Below are 21,801 nucleotides of genomic sequence, written 5' to 3' on the forward strand. Positions count from 1 at the left end.
ACTATCATCGTGGTGCCCCGTAGCCGAACCAGCGCACCAGGCGCTGGGAAAGGCCCGCCGGCAGCACGCCGAGCCACCAGCTGCCGACGTTCAATGGAAAGGGGAAGCTGATCCGCGCCAGGTCTTGCTCGATGCCACGGCGGATGACGCGGGCGGCACGCTCGGCCGACCACTGCCAGGGCTTGGGGCCGGGCATGGCCGCGGCCATGGGGGAGGCCACATAGCCGGGCATGACAACGCTGACACCGACCCCGTAGGGGGCGAGCCATCCACGCAGGGCTTCGCCATAAGCCTTGATGCCGGCCTTGCTGGCGCTGTAGCTGGGCGTGACGGGCAGGCCATGCCAGGCCGCCAGCGAGCTGATGAATACCAGCTGGCCGCTGCCGCGTGCCTTCATGCGCGGGGCCAGGACATTGGCCATGGCCATGGGGGCTCGCAGGTTCAGTGCCAGCAACTGCGCCGACTGCTCCCAGGATTCCCCGGCGCCGTCCCGGCCGATATCGATATTCATGCCGGCGCAGGCGATGACCAGGTCGGGCAGGGTGTCATGGTGAAGTTCCTCGAGCCAGTTGTGTAGCTGGTGGTCGTCAGTCAGCTCCACGCTCGTCAGCTCGGTGTGGGCGCCAAGAGCGCTGCAGCGGTCAGCTACGGCCCGGAGCGCCGTGGCGTTCCGGCCATGCAGCAGCAGTTGCACGCCGGGCTCGGCATAGGCGCAGGCCAGGGCTCCCCCGATGGCGCCGCTGGCCCCGGTGATCAGGATCAGGCGGCGATGGGCAGGCATGTCAGCAGCTCTTCCAGCGGGGAGTGGTCCGCTTCCAGGCGGTGCCGGGTGTTTTCCACGGCGAGCTCGGTTCCGGTGGCACAGTAGAAGCCGCCGTTGATTTGGACGGAGTGCAGCAGGGTCGTGCGGAAGGCCTGGACCAGGGCGGCCTGCGGTGGCGTGCCAGCTCGCCAGAAGTCATCCAGCCGGCCCTGGAACGTCAGGCCCCGCATGGCATAGATGGGCGTGCTGAGCGTCAGCGTTGGGCAACCCTGCTCCAGGGCCACCAGGCCCGCCGTGCTGTTGACCGTGACCAGTCCGGCGGCACGGGGCAGCAGGCGATTGAGGTCACCGGTTTCCAGGTAGTCGACTCGGCCACCGATGCCAAAACCCTCTGCCAGTCGATCGATCACCCCTAGGTAGTCGACCAGGCCCATGTCGAGGGGGTGGTTCTTGATCACCAAGTGTGCGTTGGCGGGGGCATGTCGGGTGAAGGAGGCCATCACGTGTTCGATGACCTCCTCCATGCCGGCGAACGGGGAGTGGTCGCGGATCTGGGCGTCGCTGTTGAGCTGCAGCGGCAGCACATAGTAGGGCGCGTTGCCGCCCGCCAGGCGCTCGATGCAGCGAGCGTCATGGGCGTGGCGGCGTTGCAGACGCAACTGAAGGAAGCGCTTGAGGTAGCCGGCATACTCCACCGGTGCGGTGACCGGGGCATGGTTGCGGTAGCGGGGAAACCCCACCGGATTGGTCAGGCCGGCCAGGTGATAGGCCACATCATGGGCCGCGCGGACCTTGAACGAGGAGCGAAAGCGGACCGCGGGCGGCGGCGGGCCCAGGCGCGCGGCGGCCTCACGGAACCAGTCGGGGTCGCGAGGTAGCAGCGAGTGGCCGTTGACGCCCTCGCGCTCCAGGGTGATCCAGAACGGCCGCAGGTAGCCCTCCTCGAAGATATGGTTGCGGATGCCGCGGCTCGCGGCGCCCTCGATGGCGGGCCGGTGTACCGCGCGGCGGTCACCGAACATCAGCTGGTCGGTGATGCCGAGGCGCTCCCATATGCCCTCCAGGAAAGCCGGCAATTCGCTCGGCCGGCCGCGAAAGGCATAGGACGGGAGGCCGCGGCGATAGGCGCGGTCGCCGCCGTTGAAGTCCACGAGGGTGACGCGGTGCCCCTGGTCGGCCAGGCGCAGGGCGAGGCGTCGGAAGAAGGGCGTGCAGGGCCCCTGCAGCAGAAGAAAGGATCGTCCTTGATCGTGCATCTAGTGCCTTCCGATGAAAGAGTTGCGATACCAGCGATAGAGCCGACGCGAAAGGGGCAGCCGAGAGCGCTGCTCGCGATGCCGTTCCAGCCAGTCCACCACCGTTTCCGCGTTGACCAGCTGCCGTGAGCGCGGGTCGACGTAGAGGGGATAGAGAATCAGGCAGCCGGCGACCAGCTCGTCAAGGCTAAGCTGCCGTTGCCGCCGGGGGCAGGCTGGCCCCCGCTCCTCGGTGAGCCCCCAGCCGGCATAGAAGGGCAAGCCGTAGGTGACCACGTGGCAGCCGCGCAACAGGGCCTCGAAGCCGGCCAGGGAGCTCATGGTATGAAGCTCGGCCACCTGGGGTAGCAGATCAGTAATGCTGACGTCGGTAATTTGCTCATCATACAGCGGTTCGGTGTCAGCTTCGAGTCGACCCAGGCGGGCACCGCTGACCACGTCCGGGTGGGGCTTGTAGATCACCCGGGCATCCGGAGCGGCGGCACGAACCCGGCGCAGCAGCTCGCCGTTGGTGGTGACGTGCGGGGAACCGAAGCGAACCGAGGCGTCGCTCTCCACCTGGCCGACCACGAGCAGGCTGCGGCGATCGCCGGGCCGCTGGGGCTGGGGAGCTCGGGAGGTGCCGACGTTGTATTTCGAGAGCCCGCTGTCGACCAGCCGTTCGCGCAGCCCGCGTGCCCGTTCCAGCAGGTGGGGCGAAAATGTTTGCGTGGCTAGCAGATGTTCCAGGTCACTGGGCTGGCGTGGGTCATAGTGGATACCGCGGCTATCCAGCGCCAAGGATAGCGGTTTGACCAGGTCGACGCCGAGGCCGATGGAGCGGATAAAGCCATCCTCCATTCGCCACAGCGGGGCGGTGCGAGCCGAATCTGGCAGCCCTTCGAATGTCTCCTGCTGGCTGGACCAGAGCAGCAGCCGTTCGCTGTGGGCGGGCTGGGCACGGGCGGGGCGCGATGCGTGGCGCAGCTTGGCCTGCTCCCCCAGAAAGTCGCCGACGAAGCCGCGTTTCCAGGATGAGAAGCCCATGCCTAGCCAGTCACCGGCCAGTTGCGCCTGACGGCGCGTCTGGTCGGCGATCAGGTCGATGGTGGCCTCGAGGCTGGAAGCCTGACCGGTATAGGGGTTGGCATAGCGTGCGTAGCGAAGGTAGGCGGCGGCGAACAGCTGCAAAAGGCTGCGTGGCTGATGGCGTCGCGCGCAGTGAGTGCGGTCTTCTGTCAGTCCCCAGCCGGCATAGAAGGGCATGCCGTGGCAGGTGACTGGCTTGCCCGCGAGCAGGGCCTCGAAGCCGAGTTGACTGGTGACCACGTGGACCGCCTCGACGGTGTCGAACAGGCACCAGGGGTTGAGGTCCTCGGCGATCAGCCGGCAGCGAGGGTGCTGTCTGGCAGCGTCCAGCAAGTGACCTTGCTTGCGGCCGGCCACGACATCCGGGTGGACCTTGACCAGGATCTCGGCCTCGGGATGCTCATCCAGCGCCACTTGGAGCATGGAGCGAAAGCGTTCGGTATCGGCCAGGCCATAGTGGATCGAGGCATCGCCAGCTGTCTGATCGACCACCAGCACCCGCTTTTTCTGGCTAACTGGCAATGAGCGATCAGGTGCATGGTTGTACTTCGAGAGCCGGTAGTGCCGGATCAGCGCCATGCAATGGTCTGCGCGCTTCAGTTCATCCCCGCTGAACGGTGCGTCAAGTATCAGCTGCTCGAGGTCGGAGGGACGTGTGGCGTCGTAGTAGATGCCCGTGGTGTCCACGATCAGGCTGTGAGGCTGATAGCCGTTGACGCCCAGTCCCCAGGAGCGCAGGAAACCATCTTCCAGTGAGACATAAGGAATGCCCCGTTGCCCAGCCAGCTGCCTGGCTTTCAGGCTGGTCGGCTTAAGCCCCCATCCCAAGGTGACATCGGGACGCTGCCAGGGCTTCAGCGGGGTAAAGCCTTGGTACTCACTGAGACAGGCGGGGAGGATGGATAGCCTGCAGATGCCACGGGAGGCACAGGCAGCAAAAGGGAGTCCCATACGGCTAGCGCTTTCCATGCGACCTCTGGCGTAGTACTGGTACGGCGGCATGAAGCAGAGGCGACCAGTAGCGGGAGAATCAACGACGAGGGCACATGATGCCCGAAGGATGCGCGAGTATGAAGCAGGCTTAGCCGCCTGGTAGTAAGTGACAGTACATAAGATTTATCTAGACTGGCTGTCAGCTTCAGTATTTTCGAAGTGGAAGCATGTCAGCCATAAAACAGGCCAGCAGTTGATGGTAGAAATCCACACGTAGACTAAAGGTGCATTTGAGCGCGTCGGCGACGAGCTCTAGCGTTCTGGGGTGTCCTGGGCGATTGGTGTCGGCGATGGCACTGCCGTAGGCTTGAGTCTCTTGTGAGGTGAGCAGCGTGTGGTGCCGGCAGGTTTCGCAGAAGGCAGTACGTATTAGTGAAAGCTTCTTCTCAGTCGGGGCATCAATGTTCCCGGCATTATGAAATGCCAGCACCAGTTGGCTCTCAGCCGCGGATCGCTGCTCCAGAAAAGCGAAGGTCAGGGGAAGGTCCAGCTTCATTGGCTGGTGGGTATTGATTCCTGCAAGGAAGCTTTTTGCTTCTTGCAGCCACTTCGCCCCATTGGTGCCATTCACGACAGGCTCGGTTGGAACGACCTCCTCGAGAAGGTCCGTAAACCCCTTGGCCCTGGCTGCCTCATGGATGTTTGCCTTGATCATTTCGGCAATGCGAGGCGTCACGCCATCCTGGCAGGCCTTCCGGAGAGTCTTCAGGTCCGGCTTGCCCAGCCCCTGTTCCTCCTGCATCCAGTAGAGAGGCGTATGCAACCCTTTGGGAGCGCCCAGCCAGCTCATGAGCTCAGAAACCGGCGGAATGAAGGGGAACGGGCTATCCGGAATATCGATCCTCACCTTCTCTTTCGCCATGCCGCCTCATGTGGGCACTGTCCCCTGTGGTTCTTCGCTCAACCTTGCCATTTCTGGCTTTGGTAGGCCATGTCAATCCTTGTTAGCCCTCTAACCTATGACTAAACTGCCCAGGATTGAACTCTTTTGACAGGCCGGGCAAGGGATGACAGAGCAGATCATGACCATCAAGGAGGTGGCAGGCTACCTCAAGGTCCACGAGCGGACTGTCTACCGGCTCGCCGCCAAGGGCGAGCTGCCGGCCTTCAAGGTCGCCAACGCCTGGCGTTTCCGCCTTCAGGATATCGATCACTGGATCAGCCAGCAGACTGGCTCACCAGCTGGTGCCGCCCGCGGTGCTGAGGCAGGTCAGGGTGGTGAGTCATGAGTATGGCCACCCACTGGAAGCAGATCACTCCCTCCGACTACGCCTGGGAGCGCGAGGCGCTGGAGTTCCTGCGCGAGTCGCTGCCGGATCACGATCCCTACCGGGCCTGGTCGAATTTCGAGTTCATCGCTCAGGATGGCTCCATCAACGAGATCGATCTGCTGGTCCTGACGCCCAAGGGCTGCTTCCTGGTTGAGGTGAAATCGCACAGCGGTGAGCTGAGCGGCGATGCCAGCACCTGGGTCCAGGTAAAGCGGGACGGTCGCCGGCAGTCGTTCGACAACCCGCGCCTGCTGGCCGACCGCAAGGCCAAGAAGCTGGCGTCACTGCTGCAGGCGCAGGCCTCCAGCCGCAGAACCAACAAGGAACGGATCCCCTTCATCACCTCCATGGTGTTCCTCTCGTCGGAGAACCTGACCACTCGCCTGGAGGGTCCGGCGCGCATCAATGTCTGCACGCGCAACGACGTGCTGGCGACGCTGACCGAGATGCACGAAGACTGGCCGCATCGGGTCATGACGCGCCCGGTGGCTACGTTGCTGTCGCGGGCCATGGAGGAGGCGGGGATCAAGGAATCTAAGCGGCTGCGACGCGTCGGCCAGTATGAGCTGACCGAGCTGTTCGACGAGTCGGACTACTACCAGGAGTGGCTGGCTCGGCACCTCGATGTGGGCATGGCCCGCAAGGTGCGCATCTATCTGACCCAGCACCGTCCGGCGGAGGAGGCCAGGCGGCTGCAGAAGGCCGCCGAGCTGGAGTTCCGCATCCTGGAAGGCATCGAGCACCCCGGCATCCTGCGCGCGCTGGACCTTCAGCAGCATGACCACGGGCCGGCGCTGGTCTATGAGCACGACCCTGAAGCCTTCCGCCTGGACCTGCTGCTGCGTAACAACATGCGTCGCCTGGACACGCTCCAGGCCATCGACCTGATAAGACAGATCGCCGAGGCGGTGAAGTTCGCCCATGGGCAGCGTCTCTACCATCGCGCCCTCAGCCCGCAGAACGTCTACGTCAAGCAGCTCCCCGATGGCGAGCTGCGCTGCAAGATCGCCAACTGGTCCACGGCGACCCGCATCTTCGAAAGCGACACCCAGCAACTGAGCGTGCTGAGCCACCTGACCTACCTGGTGCGCGAGGAAGCTGGGCCCTACGTGGCGCTGGAGGCTCACCAGGGCCAGGGCGACGGGGTCCAGATGGATGTCTTCTCCCTGGGGGCCATCGCCTACCACTTGTTCACCGGCAGCAAGCCGGCAGAGAGCGACCTGGAGCTGCAGGACAAGCTGAGCCACGGCAAGGGGCTGCAGGTCACCGATGCGCTTAACGGGGCCAGCCCCGAGATGCAGTATCTGGTGCAGTACGCCACTCATCCCAACGCCAGCAGCCGCATCGACTCCGTGGAGGAGTTCCTTGAGCTGCTCGACACGCTGGAGCAGTCGCTCGCCCATGCCGAGGGGGAAGTGCCGGTATCACCCACCGAGGCTCAACCCGAGCAGCTGCTGGCCGAGGGCATTCGCGTCATCAAGCGGCTAGGGAAGGGCGCGTCGTCGGTGGTGTTCCTGGTGGATTACCGGGGGCAGGAGCGGGTGCTCAAGCTGGCGGTGACGCCGGACCACAATACGCGTCTGCAGCAGGAGGCCAATACCCTGGCCAGCCTGCGTCACCAAGCTATCGTCGGCTATCACGAGAGGGTCGAGCTGGATGGGCATGTCGGCCTGGTACTCGACTATGCCGACAAAGGAACATTGGCGCAGCGCCTGCGGCGCGAAGGAGCCGTGCCGCTTGGGATGCTCGAGCGTTTCGGCGAGGACCTGCTGGGTGCCCTGGTGCACCTGGAAGACCACGCCATCTTCCACCGCGATATCAAGCCGGAGAACCTGGGGCTGCTCAAGCTGGGCGGCAGCCAGCTGCACTTGGTGATGTTCGACTTTTCGCTCTCCAATGCGGGTGCCGACAATATCACCGCTGGCACCCTGGCCTATATGGACCCCTTCATCCGGGATCCTGGCCGGCGCCGCTGGGACGACTATGCCGAGCGCTTCGCCGCTGCGTTGACGCTCTATGAAATGGCGGCGGGCAGCTTGCCGGGCTGGGCTGGGGATAGCGGGCTTCCTGCGCTGATCGAGGGTCAGCTTCAGATCGACAGCACGGTGTTTGATCCCAACGTGCGCGATCGGCTAACGACCTTCTTCCACAAGGCCTTGACCCGCGATGTGCGCAAGCGCTTCGCCAATGCCGAGGAGATGCTCAAGGAGTGGCGGCTGGTCTTTCTCAATGCCCAGCCCGCCACACAGTTCCCTCGCGTCGAGGCATCCGGCACCTGTCCCTTCGACGAGGCCTCGCTCGATACTCAGATCGGCCTGCTGCCGCTCTCCGCCGCCGCCCTGGATGCGCTTACCCGCCGCGGTGTGAACACCGTCTCCGACCTGATTGGGCTGAACCGCAGCAAGGTGAGGGTGTGGGTCGGCGCCAGCAGCCAGACCCGTGCGGATCTTTCCGAGGCGATCGGCACCCTGCAGGAACGGCTGCAGACCGAGCAGCAGTCTCGCGAGCAGGTCCAGAGCAGCGATGAGCACGCTAGCATCGATCGCCTGTTCGGCATGGTGATGCCCTCCCGGCGTGCCGACCCCCAACGAGAGCAGTTCCTGAACGAGTACCTGGGGCGCCTGGATGGCGACAAGCCCAGCGACAGCCACTCGGTGCACTGGCCGACCATGCTCAGCATCAGCGCCCACACTGGCCTCGAAACCAGTGAGGTGCGCGCCTTCCAGGAGAAGGTGATTGCCCTGTGGAGCAAGAACAAGGCGATCACCGAGGTCCGCGACGAGATCGCCGAGATTCTGGCCGACAACGGCGGCGTGATCACCGCACTGGAGATCTCCGAAGCGCTGCTGCTGCGCCGTGGTTCCCTGCAGGAGAGCCCCCAGCGGGAGCGCTGGGCCCAGGCCGTGGCGCGTGCCGCTGTGGACACCGAGCTCGCCAAGCAGGAGCCGCGCTGGATCATCCGCCGCATCGGCCGGCGCCTGGTGCTGGCCGACAATGTGCTGGGGCGCGGCGAGGAGCTCGCCGATTACGCCGAGGCGCTGGGGCAGCTGGCCGACGAGTGCGCGGAGCAAGAGACCCTGCTGTCGCCCAGTCGTACCCTCGACAAGGTGCGCAGCGTGCCCGCACCCGAAATCTCCATGGGCCTGAGCAATGCCCGCCTGCTGCGCCTGGCGGCAGCGGCATCGCAGAGGGCGGCCCTCTCCAGCCGGGCCGAGTTCTATCCCATCGGCATGAAGGCCCAGCGTGCGCTGGAGCTGGCTCAAGGGGCGCTGCTCGGCAGCAAGGCGTTGACCATGAAGGAAGTGCAGGAGCGCGTGCAGGGTCGCTATCCCATGGCTGAACCCCTGCCGGGCAGGCCCCAGTTGGACGACCTGATTCGCAGCCTGGACATGGGCTTCGACTGGGATGGTGACTACGAGATTCCCGGCAAGCGGCGGGGCGCCTACTGCCTGCCGCTGGCCAATTTCAGCACCAGCGGCAGCCGCAGCCTGAGCCAGAGCCACCTCAGCAGCAGCGACGAAGGTCCTGGTGTCACCCTGCAGGACGTCAAGGCCCTGGAGCAGTCGATCGACAACGCCCTGGAAGGGGCTCGCTTCCTGGCGCTGACCGTACGGCCGCGTCAGTGGGAGCAGGCCAAGGCCAAGCTGCGGGCCAACTACCCCCTGACGCTGATCAGCTTCGACGAGCTGCTGCTGCGCCATCTACATCAGCTGTGCGACGGCATGAAGCGCCCGCCGGACTGGTCCGTGGTGCTCAAGGCCGATGCTGCCGAGCGTACCAGCCGCGACTGGCAGAACCTGCAGCGCCTGGTGGCCCGGGTGCTACCGGCCATGGCCGATGAGATCCGTCAGGCCGGCCAACCGGTGCTGCTCACCGAGCCAGGCCTGCTGGCCCGCTATGAGCTGGTCACCACCTGGCTCAACGACCTGCGTCAGCAGCTGGTGACCTCTGCTGGCGATGGCACCACCACTCATGCCTTGCTGCTGTTGATCGCCGCCGATGCCCAGCACGATGGCGCCACCATCGATGGCGTGACCGTTCCGCGTGGGGCCGGCACGCGTGAATGGGCAAGGATTCCCAGCGTCTGGCTGGAGAGTGACACCATGGCCAGCGTGGCTGTGGCCTAAGGAGCGAGGCAATGAAAGTCACACAGCTATCGCTGGAGAACTTCCGGCACCTCGCCCACTTCGAGACCACGCTGGATGAGCGCTTGACGGTACTGGTGGCCCGCAATGGCCAGGGCAAGACCACCGTGCTGGATGCCCTCGCCGTTCTGCTGGGCTCCTTCGTCGGCGCCTTCGACATGGGCAAGGGGCGTCATATCGAGCGTTCCGATGCGCGGTATCGGCGTCAGGGCGAGGATGCCGAGCAGGAGCAGCAATATCCGGTACGCGTGGCGGCTACGCTCACCGGCCTGGAAGACGATCAGTCGACCTTGATTGCCCGTGAGCTAACTGGCCCCAAGAACCGCACCACCGTGAAGGATGCCGCTCCCCTGGCACAACACGGCAAGAGGCTGATGCAGCAGGTGCGTGACCTGGAATCGGTCACCCTGCCCCTGGTGAGCTACTACGGTACCGGTCGGTTGTGGCGGACCCACAAGAACCTCAAGCGCAAGGCGGTGCTCAGCGAGAGCCGTACCCTGGGCTACGAGGACTGCCTGACCTCGGCCTCCAACTACCTGCAGCTGCAGGAGTGGATGGGCAAGGCCACCCTGGCCACCCTGCAGCAGAATGAGCTCAAGAAGGGCGAACCCTCGCGGCTGGTCGGTCAGCTCAACGCGGTGCTGCGTGCCGTCGACAAGGTACTCGAGGCCGAGGGCTGGTCCGGCATCCACTACAGCCTGACCCACGAAGAGCTGGCCATGCAGCAGGCAGGGCAGGGCATCCTGCCGGTCAGCCTGCTCAGCGACGGCGTGCGCACCATGGTCTCCATGGTCGCCGACATGGCCTGGCGCTGCGCCAAGCTCAACCCCCACCTCGGCGCCGACGCCGCGGGGGAAACGCCGGGCATCGTGCTAATCGACGAAGTCGACCTGCACCTGCATCCGGCCTGGCAGCAACGGGTTATCCAGAGCCTCGCCTCCACCTTCCCTAAGGTGCAATTCATCGTCACCACCCACAGCCCCCAGGTGCTGACCACGGTCTCCCGAGAGTGCATCCGCCTGATCGATACCCAGTGGGATGAAGCGCGCGAGGAGTGGGCCTGGACGGCCATCGAGCCGGACTTCCAGACCCGCGGCGTGTCCAGCGTGGAAACGCTCTCGCGGATCATGGGCATCTACCCGGTCCCCGATGTGAAGGAAGCCCGACTGCTGGACGACTATCGCCAGATGATCGAGCAGGGCCAGGAGGAGAGTCAGCCAGCGCAAGAGCTCTACACACAGCTCATCGCGCATTTCGGCGCGGACCATCCGGTGATGATTGAGTGTGAGCGGCTGCAGCGTTTTCAATCGATGAAGCGGAGGATGAAAGGCAGGGAGCCCGCATCGGATGCATAAGCTGGAAAGACCCGCAGCACCAGGCTGCCTTGCCCGCTACCAGCAGGGTCCGCAGGACTGGCGGCGCATCAGCGTGGCGGAGAAACGCGAGATATGGCAGCAGTTGGATGCCATGCAGGGACAACGCTGCGCCTACTGCGAGTCTGGCCTTCCCGAAGGTCGACGCCATATCGAGCACTTCCGCCAGCGCTCCCGCTACCCTCAGGGAACCTTCCAGTGGGACAACCTGTTTGGTTCTTGCGATAAGAGCGATAGCTGTGGCCGGCGCAAAGACAGAACCACCTATCGTGATGGCGATATCCTCAAGCCCGATGTCGACGATCCGGATAACTATCTGCAGTTTCTGGCTGATGGCCGCATCGTGCCGCGCAACGACCTGACAGAAAGGCAGCGCCACCGCTCCGAAGAGACGCTGCGTGTGTTCAACCTCGATCATGAGCGCGGCGCCCTGCGCCAGATGCGCCGGTCGGCAGTGCAGGGCTACCTCGGAACGGTGGAGGACCTGCTGGAATGCACTGAGCTGGACGAAGATCTGTACTTCGAGTACCTCCACGAAGAACTCGAGGCGATCGCCGGGCAACCGTTCGAGACGGCCATCCGGCATCTGCTGACGGCGCACTGAGTGCTGCACAACGACTACGTAGGGAACAGGGAATGATTGATCGCGAGAAGCTGCTGAGCGACCTCAAGGGCGAGCTACCCAAGATCGAAGAGGATATCCTCCAGTACAGCGAGCGCCACGTAGAGCTGGGCCAGCACCTGAAGGAGGAGTACGACAAGGCCGTACAGGCCGGCCGTACCGCCGAGCACTTCATCGCCTGGCGGGAGGCGCAGATCACCCAGGCCGCAGCGGCCTGGGTGTTGACCTGTGTGTTCGTGCGCTTCCTGGAGGACAACGGCCTGCTGGATGAGCCGGTGCTCTCCGGTCCGGTATCCCGCGAGGATGGTAGCCGCCCGCTGGCCCATGCCAAGGAGCGCATCACCCACCACTTCAGCGAGTACCCTGCCCACGCCGAGCGCGAGTACCTGCGTGACTTGTTTCGCGAGCTCGACCAGTACCCGGTGATCGATGCGCTGCTGGACCCGCGGCATAACCCCCTATGGCAGATCCCGGTCTCCGACGACGGTGCCAAGCGCCTGGTGGACTTCTTTCAGCGCATCGACCCGGAGAGCGGCGAGCTGGTGCACGACTTCACCGACCCCGAGTGGGACACCCGCTTTCTGGGTGACCTCTACCAGGACCTCTCCGAGGCAGTGCGCAAGCGCTATGCGCTGCTGCAAACGCCGGAGTTCGTGGAGGAGTTCATCCTCGACTACACCTTAAAGCCGGCAATGGAAGCCTTTCGCTTAGAAGAGCTTCGCCTAATCGATCCGACCTGTGGTAGTGGCCACTTTCTGCTTACCACCTTCGAGCGAGTGTTCGACGCCTGGCAGCGCCAGGAGCCGGCCACCAACGCTCGCCACCTAGCGCAGCGGGCCCTGGATGTGGTGCATGGGGTGGATATCAACCCCTACGCCATCGCCGTGGCCAAGTTCCGCCTGCTGATCGCCGCGCTCAAGGCCGCAGGCTCAAACAAGATCCGCAACGCCCCGGACTTCGATTTCCACTTGGCGGTGGGTGACTCGCTGCTGCACGGCAAGCGTCATGAGACCCAAGGCCAGGGCCTGCAGCTGGATACCTTCGATGACTCGCTCAAGCACGCCTTCGAGACGGAGGATCTGACCAAGCTGAACCAGATTCTTGGGCAGCGCTATCATGTGGTGGTGGGCAACCCGCCCTATATCGTGGTCAGGGATCAGGCGCTGAATGCGGCCTATCGAGCGCTTTATCCGACCTGCCATCGGCAGTATTCTCTGGGCGTCCCCTTCACGGAGCGTTTCTTTGATCTTACGTTACCCGCGGAAGGCAGCCGGCCAGCAGGCTATATGGGCATGATCACTTCCAACAGCTTTATGAAGCGGGAGTTCGGCAAGAAACTGATCGAAGAGTACCTGCCGAAGAAGGATCTAACGCACGTCATCGACACGTCGGGTGCCTATATCCCGGGGCATGGCACCCCGACGGTGATTCTCTTTGCGCGAAACCGGCAGTCCAGGCTTGATCAGATTCGAGCCGTCTTGGGCATAAGAGGCGAGCCCAGCACTCCTGAGGACGCGGCACAGGGCAATGTATGGCAATCCATTGTAGAGTTGCTGAACAAGCCTGGCAGTGAGAATGACTATGTGAGTTCTACAGAGCAGGGACGAGCGCTCTATGCGACGCATCCCTGGAGTGTTGGTGGTGGAGGTGCTTTAGAGATAAAAGAATTGATAGAATCTAAAAGCTCCAGTCAGCTCGATAGTTATTTATTGGCGATTGGGTTTGTGTGTATCACCAAGCAAGATGATGTTTTTGTTCAAAATAAAGAAACATTCCGGCGCTTCGGTGTTTTTGAAGAATTAAGAAGAAATTTTGGAGTTGGTGAAGAGGTAAGGGATTGGGGGCATGAATCGTCTTTAGAAGTGATATTTCCCTACGACAATAATGTCTCTACCTTGCATCCGAGAAGGCTTCAGTCTGCTATAGTCTTCATGTGGCCTTATCGTGAAATACTTTATTCAAGAAAAGTTTTCGGTGGTCAAACGTATCGAGAAGCAAATAAGCCATGGTATGAGTTTGGTCAAATACCTGTTGAAAGGTTCAAGATTCCACGTTCTATCGTTTTTGCGGAGGTCGCTAGCCATAATCATTTTTATTTCGATCGTGGTGGTAAGGTCTTCAACCGTACCGCACCAGTAATAAAGTTGCCAGCGGATGCATCAGAAGACGACCACCTGTTTCTGCTGGGATTGCTTAATAGCTCTACGGCGTGTTTTTACATGAAGCAGGTTAGCCACCAGAAGCAAATGACTGGTGGAGATGGTGTTCGTGTTGACTCCAAGGCAAAAGTGCCGTTCCAGTTTGCTGGGACTCAGCTAAAAAACCTGCCGATACCCACATGCATCGACGATAAAAATTTTCATAAATTCTTGCGGACTTTGACTAGGCATGCTGATCAAATCTCACAGGCCATCACTAGACTTTCTGCGAAAAGTGTACTGAATAAAGCCATTCAAGAAGGGGGGTCACCTAAAAAAGCTTGGCAGGAGGCACTTGCAGAGCGGATCGCTTTGCGGAGCCGTTTGATTCTGATACAGGAAGAGCTCGACTGGCGGCTGTACTGTGCATATGGGATTTGCGATGAATCGCTTATTTCTAATATTATCGGTTGGATGGATTCTGAGCTGGCACCTGGTGAGCGGCCCTTTGAAATCCTTTCTGGATTCAATCAGGAAGGATTTGATGTGCCCGATGGCATACCCAGCTATTGGCCACAAGACATGCAGGATAAGTGGCATCAGCGGATGCAGGCGATTCGCGATAATAAATCTCTGCGTGTGGTTGAGGATCCCCTATACAAGCGCCGCTGGATTGGCCGTCAGGGACTCTTCAACCATTCCGCTCGATCAGATGAGTTAAGAGTTGCCTGTAAAGAATGGCTATTAGATTCTCTGGAGGAAGAATCCAAGGCTCTTGGCCCCGAGCTGATCACCGGCGCCCAGTTGACCGACCGCGTGCGCCACGATGACAAGTTCCAGCAGGTCGCCGAGCTCTACACCGACAACCCGCTCTTTGATGCCCAGCAGCTGGTCACCGAGCTGATCGCCGTCGACGAGGTGCCGCAGATGGCCCCGGCGCGCCTCAAGCCTGCGGCAATGAAGAAGTTTCGTGCCTGGCAGGAGACATGGGACAAGCAGCGCCAGGAAGACGCCATCGATGCCGAGTTCGGCGTGGCCGAGCCGCTGAGCCCCGAAGACGCCGAGAATGCCGAGAAGGTGAAGGCCCATGAGACTGCCAAGAAGCAGGCCGAGGCCAAAAAGGCTGCAGAGGTGGGCACCATCCCGGTGCCACCCAAATATGCCGCCACCGACTTCCGCAGGGGCAGCTACTGGTCGCTGCGCGGCAAGCTTGATGTGCCCAAGGAGCGTTTCTTCAGCCTGCCCGGCTGCGAGAAGCCCGGTGATAGCACACCGGTCATCGGCTGGGCCGGCCTGGATCACCTGCAGCGTGCCCAGTCCATCGCCGGCTGGTACATGGAGCGCAAGGACCAGGACGGCTGGGAGGCCGATAAGCTGATGCCTATGCTGGTGGCCCTGGAAGAGTTGATTCCCTGGCTCAAGCAGTGGCACAACGAGCTGGACCCTGAGTATGGCGAGCGCATGGGCGACTTCTACGAGGGCTTCCTGTTCGAGGAGCTGCGTCAGCTCGAACTCACTCGCGACGACCTGCTGGCCTGGCAGCCCCCGGCCGCCAAGCGTGGCCGCCGTCGCAAGACCACCAGCGCCTGACAGGGAAGGAAAGGTACCGATGACACTGATCAAAGAGCTGATCGAGATCCCCGAGAAGGTCCAGCGTGGGGATTTCGTGCTCAACCTCTCCCAGGGGCTGGAGGGCGACGCCGTTCACCAGACCCTGGCCCAGTATGTGGTGACCCCGCAGCTGGCCAAGGCCTTCGATGAGGCCCTGGCCTTCATTAAGAGCACCGTGGCGGACAACCAGAATCGCCAGAAGGGCGCTTACCTCCACGGCAGTTTCGGTAGCGGTAAGTCGCACTTCATGGCGGTGCTGCACCTGCTGCTGCAGGGCAACACCGAGGCGCGGGCGATCAAGGAACTGGCGCCTACTATCAGCCGGCACGACGACTGGCTGCAGCAGCACAACATCCTGCTGGTGCCCTACCACATGATCGGAGCGCCGAGCATCGAGGCCGGTATCCTCGGTGGCTATGTGCGCTACATCAAGAAGCGCCATCCGGAGGCTCCCCAGCCGGGCTTCTATCTGAGCGACCGCCTGTTTCGTGATGCCGAGGGCATGCGTAGAAGACTGGGCGACGACCAGTTCTTTGAGCTCCTCAACCAGGAAGACGCTGGCCCAGCTAATGACGATGGCTGGGGTGAGGTGGGCGACGAGCGCTGGACGCCTCAGAGCTTCGAGGCGGTACTGCAGGGGCGGGCCAGCATGGAGGACCACACCGCGTTGGTCTCCGCACTGGTGGGCACCTTCTTCCAATCCATGAGCGACTTGGCCAACGCCTCCAGCGACGAGCTGAAGTCAGGCGAGAAGGTCGGCTACGTCGACTTCGACGAGGGTCTGCGCATCATGACCCAGCACGCCAAGTCGCTGGGCTACGATGCGGTGGTGCTGTTCCTCGATGAGCTGATCCTGTGGCTGGCCAGCCATATCTCCGATCATCAGTTCATTGCCAACAACATCCAGAAGGTCGTGAAGCTGGTCGAGCCCAGCGAGCCCCGTGCGCTGCCCGTGGCCAGCTTTATCGCCCGCCAGCGCGACCTGCGCGAGTTCGTCGGCGATCAGGCGGTGGGGGCGAGCCAGGTAGCACTGAGTGACTCCCTGAAGTACTGGGAGGGGCGCTTCCACACCATCACCCTGGAAGACCGCAACCTGCCGGTGATTGCCCAGCGGCGCCTGCTCAAGCCCAAGGATGAAGCCGCACGTCAGCAGATCCAGCAGGCCTTTGATGCCATCGACAAGAGCCTGCGCGAGGATGTGCACAACATCTTGCTGACCACCCAGGGCGATCGGGAGATGTTCCGTGAGCTCTATCCCTTCAGCCCGGCGCTGATCCAGGCCCTGGTGGCGCTCTCCTCGGCGCTGCAGCGCGAGCGGACCGCCCTGAAGGTGATGCTGATGCTGCTGGTGGAGCAGCGCGACACCCTGGAGCTGGGCGGGGTGATCCCGGTGGGGGATCTCTACGACGTGATCGCCTCCGAGGCGGAGCCCTTCTCCGAGCAGATGCGTGCTCACTTCGAGAACGCCAAGCAGCTGTTCGAGCGCAAGCTGATCCCGCTTCTCGAAGCCGAGCACGAGATCAGCTACGCCGAGTTCAAGGCGCTGCCGGTGGGAGATGCCAAGGCCCGGGCGTTCAACAACGACCTGCGGCTGCTCAAGACGCTGCTGTTGGCGGCGCTGGTGCCGGAAGTGGAGTGCTTCAAGCAGCTGACGGCCAACAAGCTGGCCGCCCTCAACCACGGCACCATCAAGTCACCGATTCCCGGCCGTGAGGCCCAGGCAGTGATGACCCGCTGCAGGAAATGGGGAGGCCAGGTCGGTGAAATCAAGATCACCGACAATAGCAATAACCCGACCATCGCCATTCAGATCGCCGGGGTCGATACCGAGAGCATCCTCGAGCAGGCGCAGATCCACGACAACGACGGCTCACGCCGCAAGATGATCAAGGATCTCGTCTACGAGGCCTTTGGTATTAATGCAGAAGGCCAGCTTTTCATCGAGCATCGCTGGCTGTGGCGGGGTACCTGGCGACACGTCGACGTGCTGTTCCAGAACGTCTGGGAGATCGACGACTTTAACATCTTCGAGGCCAATGGCGACGACTGGAAGCTGATTGTCGACTTCCCCTTCGATACCGGTGGCCACACGCCGGCGGACGATCGTGCTCGCGTCCAGGACTATCTTGATACTGGCAATACCACTCGTACTCTATGCTGGTTGCCCTCTTTTCTCAGCCGGTCGGCCCAGCGCGACCTTGGCATCCTGGTGCGGCTCGACTACGTGCTCAAGAGCGATGACCGCTTCAGCTCCTTCAGCAAACACCTGACGCCGGTGGACCGGGCCCAGGCCCGCACCCTGTTGGAGAACCAGCGTAGCCAGCTGCAGCAGCGCTTAAAAGACTGTTTGCTTGGTGCTTATGGTGCTAGCAGCCCCGTGCCAGGCAGCCTTGATGAGTCTACGACCCTCGATGAGCAGGTGATGTCGCTGGAGCCGAGCTTCAAGCCGCGCCTGCCCCACGGCGTTAACCTCGGCCAGGCCTTCGAGCAGCTGCTCGATCAGGCGCTGCGCTTCCAGTACCCCGAGCACCCCGAGTTCAAAACTGAGGTGCGGGTGAACGACCTGGGCAAGGTGCTGGCGGAGATGCGGCGTGCGGTGCATGCACCCAACGGGCGCATCGACGTGGAGGGCTCGCTGCGTGGCTTGATGGAGAAGATCGCCGAGCCGCTGGGGCTCGGCACCATGCACGAACGTCATTTTGTCTTCAAGGACACCTGGCCCAATCTGCTGCGCACCAACCTGGCAAAGATGGGGCAGGGCAACACCTCTCTGAATGTGGCTCAGCTACGCAGTGCCATCGATCACCTCGAGCCCAAGGGCCTGCCAGTCGAGGTGCAGAACCTGCTCATCCTGGTGTTCATGGAGCACGGCCACTATGCCTGTCAGCTACATGGCCAAGAGTACGACCCTGGCCTCAAGGGCAAGGAGTTGCCGGATAACCTGGTGCTGAGCAAGCAGGAGCTGGCCGAGCCCGCGGTGTGGAAGGGTGCACTCGACAAGGCCGGCGCGATCCTCGGGATAACACTGCGCAGTCAGCTGCGGACCGCCAACCATCAGAATGAGCTGGTCAAGCAAGTGCGTGAGGAGGCAGAGGCCTATGTGCCCAGCGCCGAGGCGCTGGTCGAGGTGCTGCGTCACCGGCTTGCCCAGCTTGGCGTCAGCGATCAGGGGCAGCGATTGGCCACGGCAGAGTACGCCCTGTCGCTGATGAACGAGCTGCATGACTGTGAAGGTACGGCGCTCATCGAGGCACTGGCCGATTGCCAGGCGCCCAGCTCGGATCAGGCACTGGGGCGCAGCCTCAAGACCGCCCAGGAGGTAGCCAGCCGGGTCAAGCATAACAACTGGACCCTGCTGGAAAAGATCTGGAAGGGGGGCAACGCAGAGGCGCAGGCCATCGAGGAGCGTGTGATCGAGGCGCTCAAGGCGGACGAACTGGCCAAGGCGATCGGGCCGGTGCTGGAGCGGGCCCAGGAGGATGCCACTGCGCTGATTGCGCCGACGCCACCCGTGATTGATCCGCCGAAGCCGCCTGGTGGTGGAGACGGCGGCACGGGGACGGGGCCCACCAAGCGTGTGGTACGCCAGGAGCAGCGCCGCGGGCTGACTCGCCAGCAGGCCAAGCAGCTGTTTGCCGAGCTCGAGGCCGAGCTGTCGGATGACCAGGTCCTGGATGTGGACTTTACGATCACGACCCGTGAAGGATGCGATGTCTGATGCCGGCCACGCGACTCACTCGACACGCCGATACGCTGCCTGGTGCGATCTACAACCAGCTGCAGGCTATCCTTCAGCGTGATCCCTGCGCTGATAGGGTGGCGCTGATGTGGCGCGACCCACTGCAACCTGAGGTGCAGACTCGTCAGGTTGGTTCCCAGGAGGTCAAGCTCGTTTGGTGCCCCTCCGAGCTCGCCATACGTGAAGCGCTGGTCTCCCATGAAGGGCCAGAGAAGGAGGGGCCCGAGAAGCTGGTGATCCTGGCCAACCTGGATCAAAGCCAGTTGGGCAAGGATGTGCTGGCTCGTCTGTGGAAGAACGAGCCGCAACGCATCAGCCCCTGGCGAACCCTGGAACAGCTGGCTCAGGTGAAGTACATCGATCCCCGGCTGCAACGCCACCACCGCTGGATGGCCGACGCTCTCCTGAACGGCTTCAATCGTTTTCAGGGTCATATCGTGTTCGGCGAAGTGCTGGATCAGGAGACGGCGTGGCAGGCGCTGGCCTGGGGCTTTCTGGATTACACCGAAGCGAAGCCTGAGCTGCCGGCACTGTTCCGCTGGTCACTGCAGGACACTGCCAAGCCTCGAGTCGAGGCCTTGCCCGAGAGCGTTCGTGAGCACCTGGGGGAATGGCTAGCACCCCAGTTGCCGCTCGTGGGCGCGGTAGTAGAGACGCTGCTGCGAGAGTGCCATGCCCATGAGCTGCTGGCCGTGGGCCTGGCCTGCAGCGTGATGTACGCGAAAGAGCTGGAAGGCGCCGAGGAGATGACCGCCCCGGTGATCTATTCGGGGCGCGGGCGGTTCATCGAGCGCTACCTGGATGGGCGAAAGTTCTCCCCAGAGGTGCTTAAGGCTTTCGGCAGCGAGGCGCTGGAAACGGCGCAGTCGCTGCTTCGCCAGCAGGGGCTGATAACGGTCAGCGCGAGCCTGAGCCAGGCGGAGCAGATCCTGGCCAGCCTGGATTTCATGCCGGCCCTGCGGATCTCGCCTCTGTTGCCGGGGGCGCTGACGCAGCGCCTAGATGCCTTTGCGTTGAAGCTCGAGAAGGCCCTGGAAAAAGGCGCTAAGCCGCCGCTAGTGGCCCAGGCCGAACTGGCTTGGGAGCGCCTCCAGGCCCATACGCTGGCCCATGAAACCCAGCGCCATGACCAGATGCGCCGCGCCGAGATGGCGCTGCGGCTGCTGCGCTGGCTGGGAAAGACACCCTCCGCCGTAAACGGGACAGCGCCGCAGATGCTCAGCCAGTACATCACTGACGGGAGTTTCGTCGACTGGGCACGTACCCAGCTCTGGGCAGGGGAAGATCACGAGGCCCTGGCACGTGTTTACGCCGCGCTCTCCGAGGCTGTCACCCAGCGCCGTGAACAGCAGAACCGCGGCTTTGCCCGGCATCTCCCGGCCGTTGCCCGTGGAGACACCTTGCCTCCGGCCCTAGTACCAGTAGAGCGCGCTCTGGAGAGGGTCGTAGCACCGATCCTGGCCGAGAAGAAGCCGACGCTGCTTCTGGTATTGGATGGGATGAACGAGGCGGTCTACCGAGAGCTGCAGGAGGATCTGACCGCCTATGGGTGGATTGAGGTCAGTGAACAGGCCGACCCTCCGTCGCGCTGTCTGGTCTCCGCGCTACCTTCGGCCACTGAGTTCAGCCGCTGCTCGCTGCTGTCCGGTGCGTTGGCGAGAGGCAATGCGGCTCAGGAGAAACAGGCCTTCGCCGGCCACAACAAGCTGAGACAGCAACTGTCGACCCGCTTCCCGCCGGTGCTACTGCACAAGCAGGACATTCAGCAGCCGGGGAGTGGTGGACTGGCAGCCGAGGCCAGAGCTCGCATCGCCGGTACCGAACACAAGATGGTCGGGGTGGTGATCAACGCCATCGATGATCAGCTCTCCAGCAGTTCCCAGGTCGTGGTGCACTGGAACCTGCAATCGACCCTTCCCATGCTGCGCCAAGTGTTGGAGGCCGCGCGAGAGGGTGGACGCGCCGTGGTCATCACCAGTGATCATGGCCACGTGCTGGATCATGACTCCCAGTTTGCCCAGACCCAGGTCGAGACCCACAACGGCGAGCGCTACCGCGAGGAGGGCGCCGCGCCCAGCGAGCAGGAGGTCGAGGTCAGCGGGTCCCGCGTCCTGACCGCATCTCAGCGTGCCGTGGTGCCCTGGTCGGAGAAGCTGCGCTACACCAAGAGCCGCAACCGTGGCTATCACGGCGGCGGCAGTTTGCAGGAAGTGGTGATTCCCCTGGGCATCTATATCAGTGCCAGCGACCCGGCGGGCATGCCAGGGTGGCGCGAGTTGCCGCGACGCCTACCGAGCTGGTGGCAGAACGAGCTACAGGGTGGCGAAGCGATTGGCTCAGGGATCGAGTCACCTGCCGAAGCGTCGGCGAGGCCTGCCAAGACGGGGCGCAAGACGAAGAAGCTCGCCGAGCCCGATACCTCCATGCCGGATCTGTTCGAAGAGGCATCACCGGTGTATAGCGCTCCTGTCGAGGAGCCGGAGCATCGTCTCTCCGTCGAGCCTGTGGGAACACGCAGCTGGATCGATGACCTGTTTGCGTCACCGGTCTTCGAGCAGAGCTTCCAGCGTGCTGGGCGGGTGCCGGTGACCAATGAACAGATACGCCGCCTGCTGGAGCTGCTCGACCAGGGCAAGGGCAGTGCCATGGAGACTCAGGTGGCCAAGCACCTGGCGATTCCCAGCATCCGCCTGCGCGGCTTCCTCTCCGCGGTGCAGAAGATTCTCAACGTGGATGGCTACCCGGTGCTGAAGACTGACCGGGAAAGTCGTACCGTGGTGTTGGACAAGGAATCGCTCAAACTTCAGTTTGAGCTGTAAGGA

General features: G+C 62.8%; 11 protein-coding genes. 7 read left to right on the plus strand and 4 right to left on the minus strand.

Annotated features, from left to right (window positions below; all coding sequences use genetic code 11):
- Nucleotides 1-4: 4 nt before the first annotated feature.
- From MKP05_RS16440 to MKP05_RS16455, 4 genes are all read right to left on the minus strand, one after another.
- Nucleotides 5-781: an SDR family NAD(P)-dependent oxidoreductase gene (locus tag MKP05_RS16440; protein ID WP_240569302.1), complete on the minus strand. Its 777-nt coding sequence runs from the start codon at nucleotides 779-781 to the stop codon at nucleotides 5-7.
- Nucleotides 760-2,019, minus strand: coding sequence for a capsule polysaccharide biogenesis protein (locus tag MKP05_RS16445; protein ID WP_240569303.1), 1,260 nt, complete (start codon nucleotides 2,017-2,019; stop codon nucleotides 760-762). Before MKP05_RS16445 ends, MKP05_RS16440 begins: the two co-directional genes overlap by 22 nt.
- Nucleotides 2,020-3,915 carry a capsule polysaccharide biogenesis protein gene (locus MKP05_RS16450; RefSeq protein WP_338072361.1) on the minus strand — a complete coding sequence of 632 codons (1,896 nt, stop codon included), beginning with the start codon at nucleotides 3,913-3,915 and terminating at the stop codon, nucleotides 2,020-2,022.
- A gap of 310 nt (nucleotides 3,916-4,225) precedes the next feature.
- Nucleotides 4,226-4,942 (minus strand): hypothetical protein, encoded by a 717-nt coding sequence (locus tag MKP05_RS16455; RefSeq protein ID WP_240569305.1) that lies wholly within the window; start codon nucleotides 4,940-4,942, stop codon nucleotides 4,226-4,228.
- 160 nt (nucleotides 4,943-5,102) lie between these two features.
- On the opposite strand from MKP05_RS16455, the gene MKP05_RS16460 reads away from it, so the two are divergent.
- The 7 genes from MKP05_RS16460 to pglZ are packed head-to-tail and all read left to right on the plus strand — an operon-like array spanning nucleotide 5,103 to nucleotide 21,798.
- The gene (locus MKP05_RS16460; protein ID WP_439109002.1) at nucleotides 5,103-5,309 is read left to right on the plus strand and encodes a helix-turn-helix domain-containing protein; all 207 of its coding nucleotides are present in this window, start codon (nucleotides 5,103-5,105) and stop codon (nucleotides 5,307-5,309) included.
- Nucleotides 5,306-9,478: a BREX system serine/threonine kinase PglW gene (gene pglW / locus MKP05_RS16465; RefSeq protein ID WP_240569307.1), complete on the plus strand. Its 4,173-nt coding sequence runs from the start codon at nucleotides 5,306-5,308 to the stop codon at nucleotides 9,476-9,478. Before MKP05_RS16460 ends, pglW begins: the two co-directional genes overlap by 4 nt.
- 11 nt (nucleotides 9,479-9,489) lie before the next feature.
- Nucleotides 9,490-10,851 carry an AAA family ATPase gene (locus MKP05_RS16470; RefSeq protein WP_240569308.1) on the plus strand — a complete coding sequence of 454 codons (1,362 nt, stop codon included), beginning with the start codon at nucleotides 9,490-9,492 and terminating at the stop codon, nucleotides 10,849-10,851.
- Nucleotides 10,844-11,473: a retron Ec78 anti-phage system effector HNH endonuclease PtuB gene (gene ptuB, locus MKP05_RS16475; RefSeq protein ID WP_240569309.1), complete on the plus strand. Its 630-nt coding sequence runs from the start codon at nucleotides 10,844-10,846 to the stop codon at nucleotides 11,471-11,473. Before MKP05_RS16470 ends, ptuB begins: the two co-directional genes overlap by 8 nt.
- A 32-nt stretch (nucleotides 11,474-11,505) precedes the next feature.
- Nucleotides 11,506-15,219: a BREX-2 system adenine-specific DNA-methyltransferase PglX gene (pglX, locus tag MKP05_RS16480; protein WP_240569310.1), complete on the plus strand. Its 3,714-nt coding sequence runs from the start codon at nucleotides 11,506-11,508 to the stop codon at nucleotides 15,217-15,219.
- A 19-nt stretch (nucleotides 15,220-15,238) separates the two neighbouring features.
- Nucleotides 15,239-18,958 carry a DUF6079 family protein gene (locus tag MKP05_RS16485; protein ID WP_240569311.1) on the plus strand — a complete coding sequence of 1,240 codons (3,720 nt, stop codon included), beginning with the start codon at nucleotides 15,239-15,241 and terminating at the stop codon, nucleotides 18,956-18,958.
- Nucleotides 18,958-21,798 (plus strand): BREX-2 system phosphatase PglZ, encoded by a 2,841-nt coding sequence (gene pglZ, locus MKP05_RS16490; RefSeq protein WP_240569312.1) that lies wholly within the window; start codon nucleotides 18,958-18,960, stop codon nucleotides 21,796-21,798. Before MKP05_RS16485 ends, pglZ begins: the two co-directional genes overlap by 1 nt.
- Nucleotides 21,799-21,801: the final 3 nt, after the last annotated feature.

The sequence above is a fragment of the Halomonas flagellata genome, from assembly GCF_022487945.1.
In the GTDB taxonomy this organism is placed as follows: domain Bacteria; phylum Pseudomonadota; class Gammaproteobacteria; order Pseudomonadales; family Halomonadaceae; genus Halomonas; species Halomonas flagellata.

What these genes read in the sequence shown, in the direction of transcription:
- MKP05_RS16440 (WP_240569302.1), bottom strand. Translation starts at nt 781, where the DNA reads ATGCCTGCCCATCGCCGCCTGATCCTGATCACCGGGGCCAGCGGCGCC.
- MKP05_RS16445 (WP_240569303.1), bottom strand. Translation starts at nt 2,019, where the DNA reads ATGCACGATCAAGGACGATCCTTTCTTCTGCTGCAGGGGCCCTGCACG.
- MKP05_RS16455 (WP_240569305.1), bottom strand. Translation starts at nt 4,942, where the DNA reads ATGGCGAAAGAGAAGGTGAGGATCGATATTCCGGATAGCCCGTTCCCC.
- MKP05_RS16460 (WP_439109002.1), top strand. Translation starts at nt 5,103, where the DNA reads ATGACCATCAAGGAGGTGGCAGGCTACCTCAAGGTCCACGAGCGGACT.
- pglW (WP_240569307.1), top strand. Translation starts at nt 5,306, where the DNA reads ATGAGTATGGCCACCCACTGGAAGCAGATCACTCCCTCCGACTACGCC.
- MKP05_RS16470 (WP_240569308.1), top strand. Translation starts at nt 9,490, where the DNA reads ATGAAAGTCACACAGCTATCGCTGGAGAACTTCCGGCACCTCGCCCAC.
- ptuB (WP_240569309.1), top strand. Translation starts at nt 10,844, where the DNA reads ATGCATAAGCTGGAAAGACCCGCAGCACCAGGCTGCCTTGCCCGCTAC.
- pglX (WP_240569310.1), top strand. Translation starts at nt 11,506, where the DNA reads ATGATTGATCGCGAGAAGCTGCTGAGCGACCTCAAGGGCGAGCTACCC.
- MKP05_RS16485 (WP_240569311.1), top strand. Translation starts at nt 15,239, where the DNA reads ATGACACTGATCAAAGAGCTGATCGAGATCCCCGAGAAGGTCCAGCGT.
- pglZ (WP_240569312.1), top strand. Translation starts at nt 18,958, where the DNA reads ATGCCGGCCACGCGACTCACTCGACACGCCGATACGCTGCCTGGTGCG.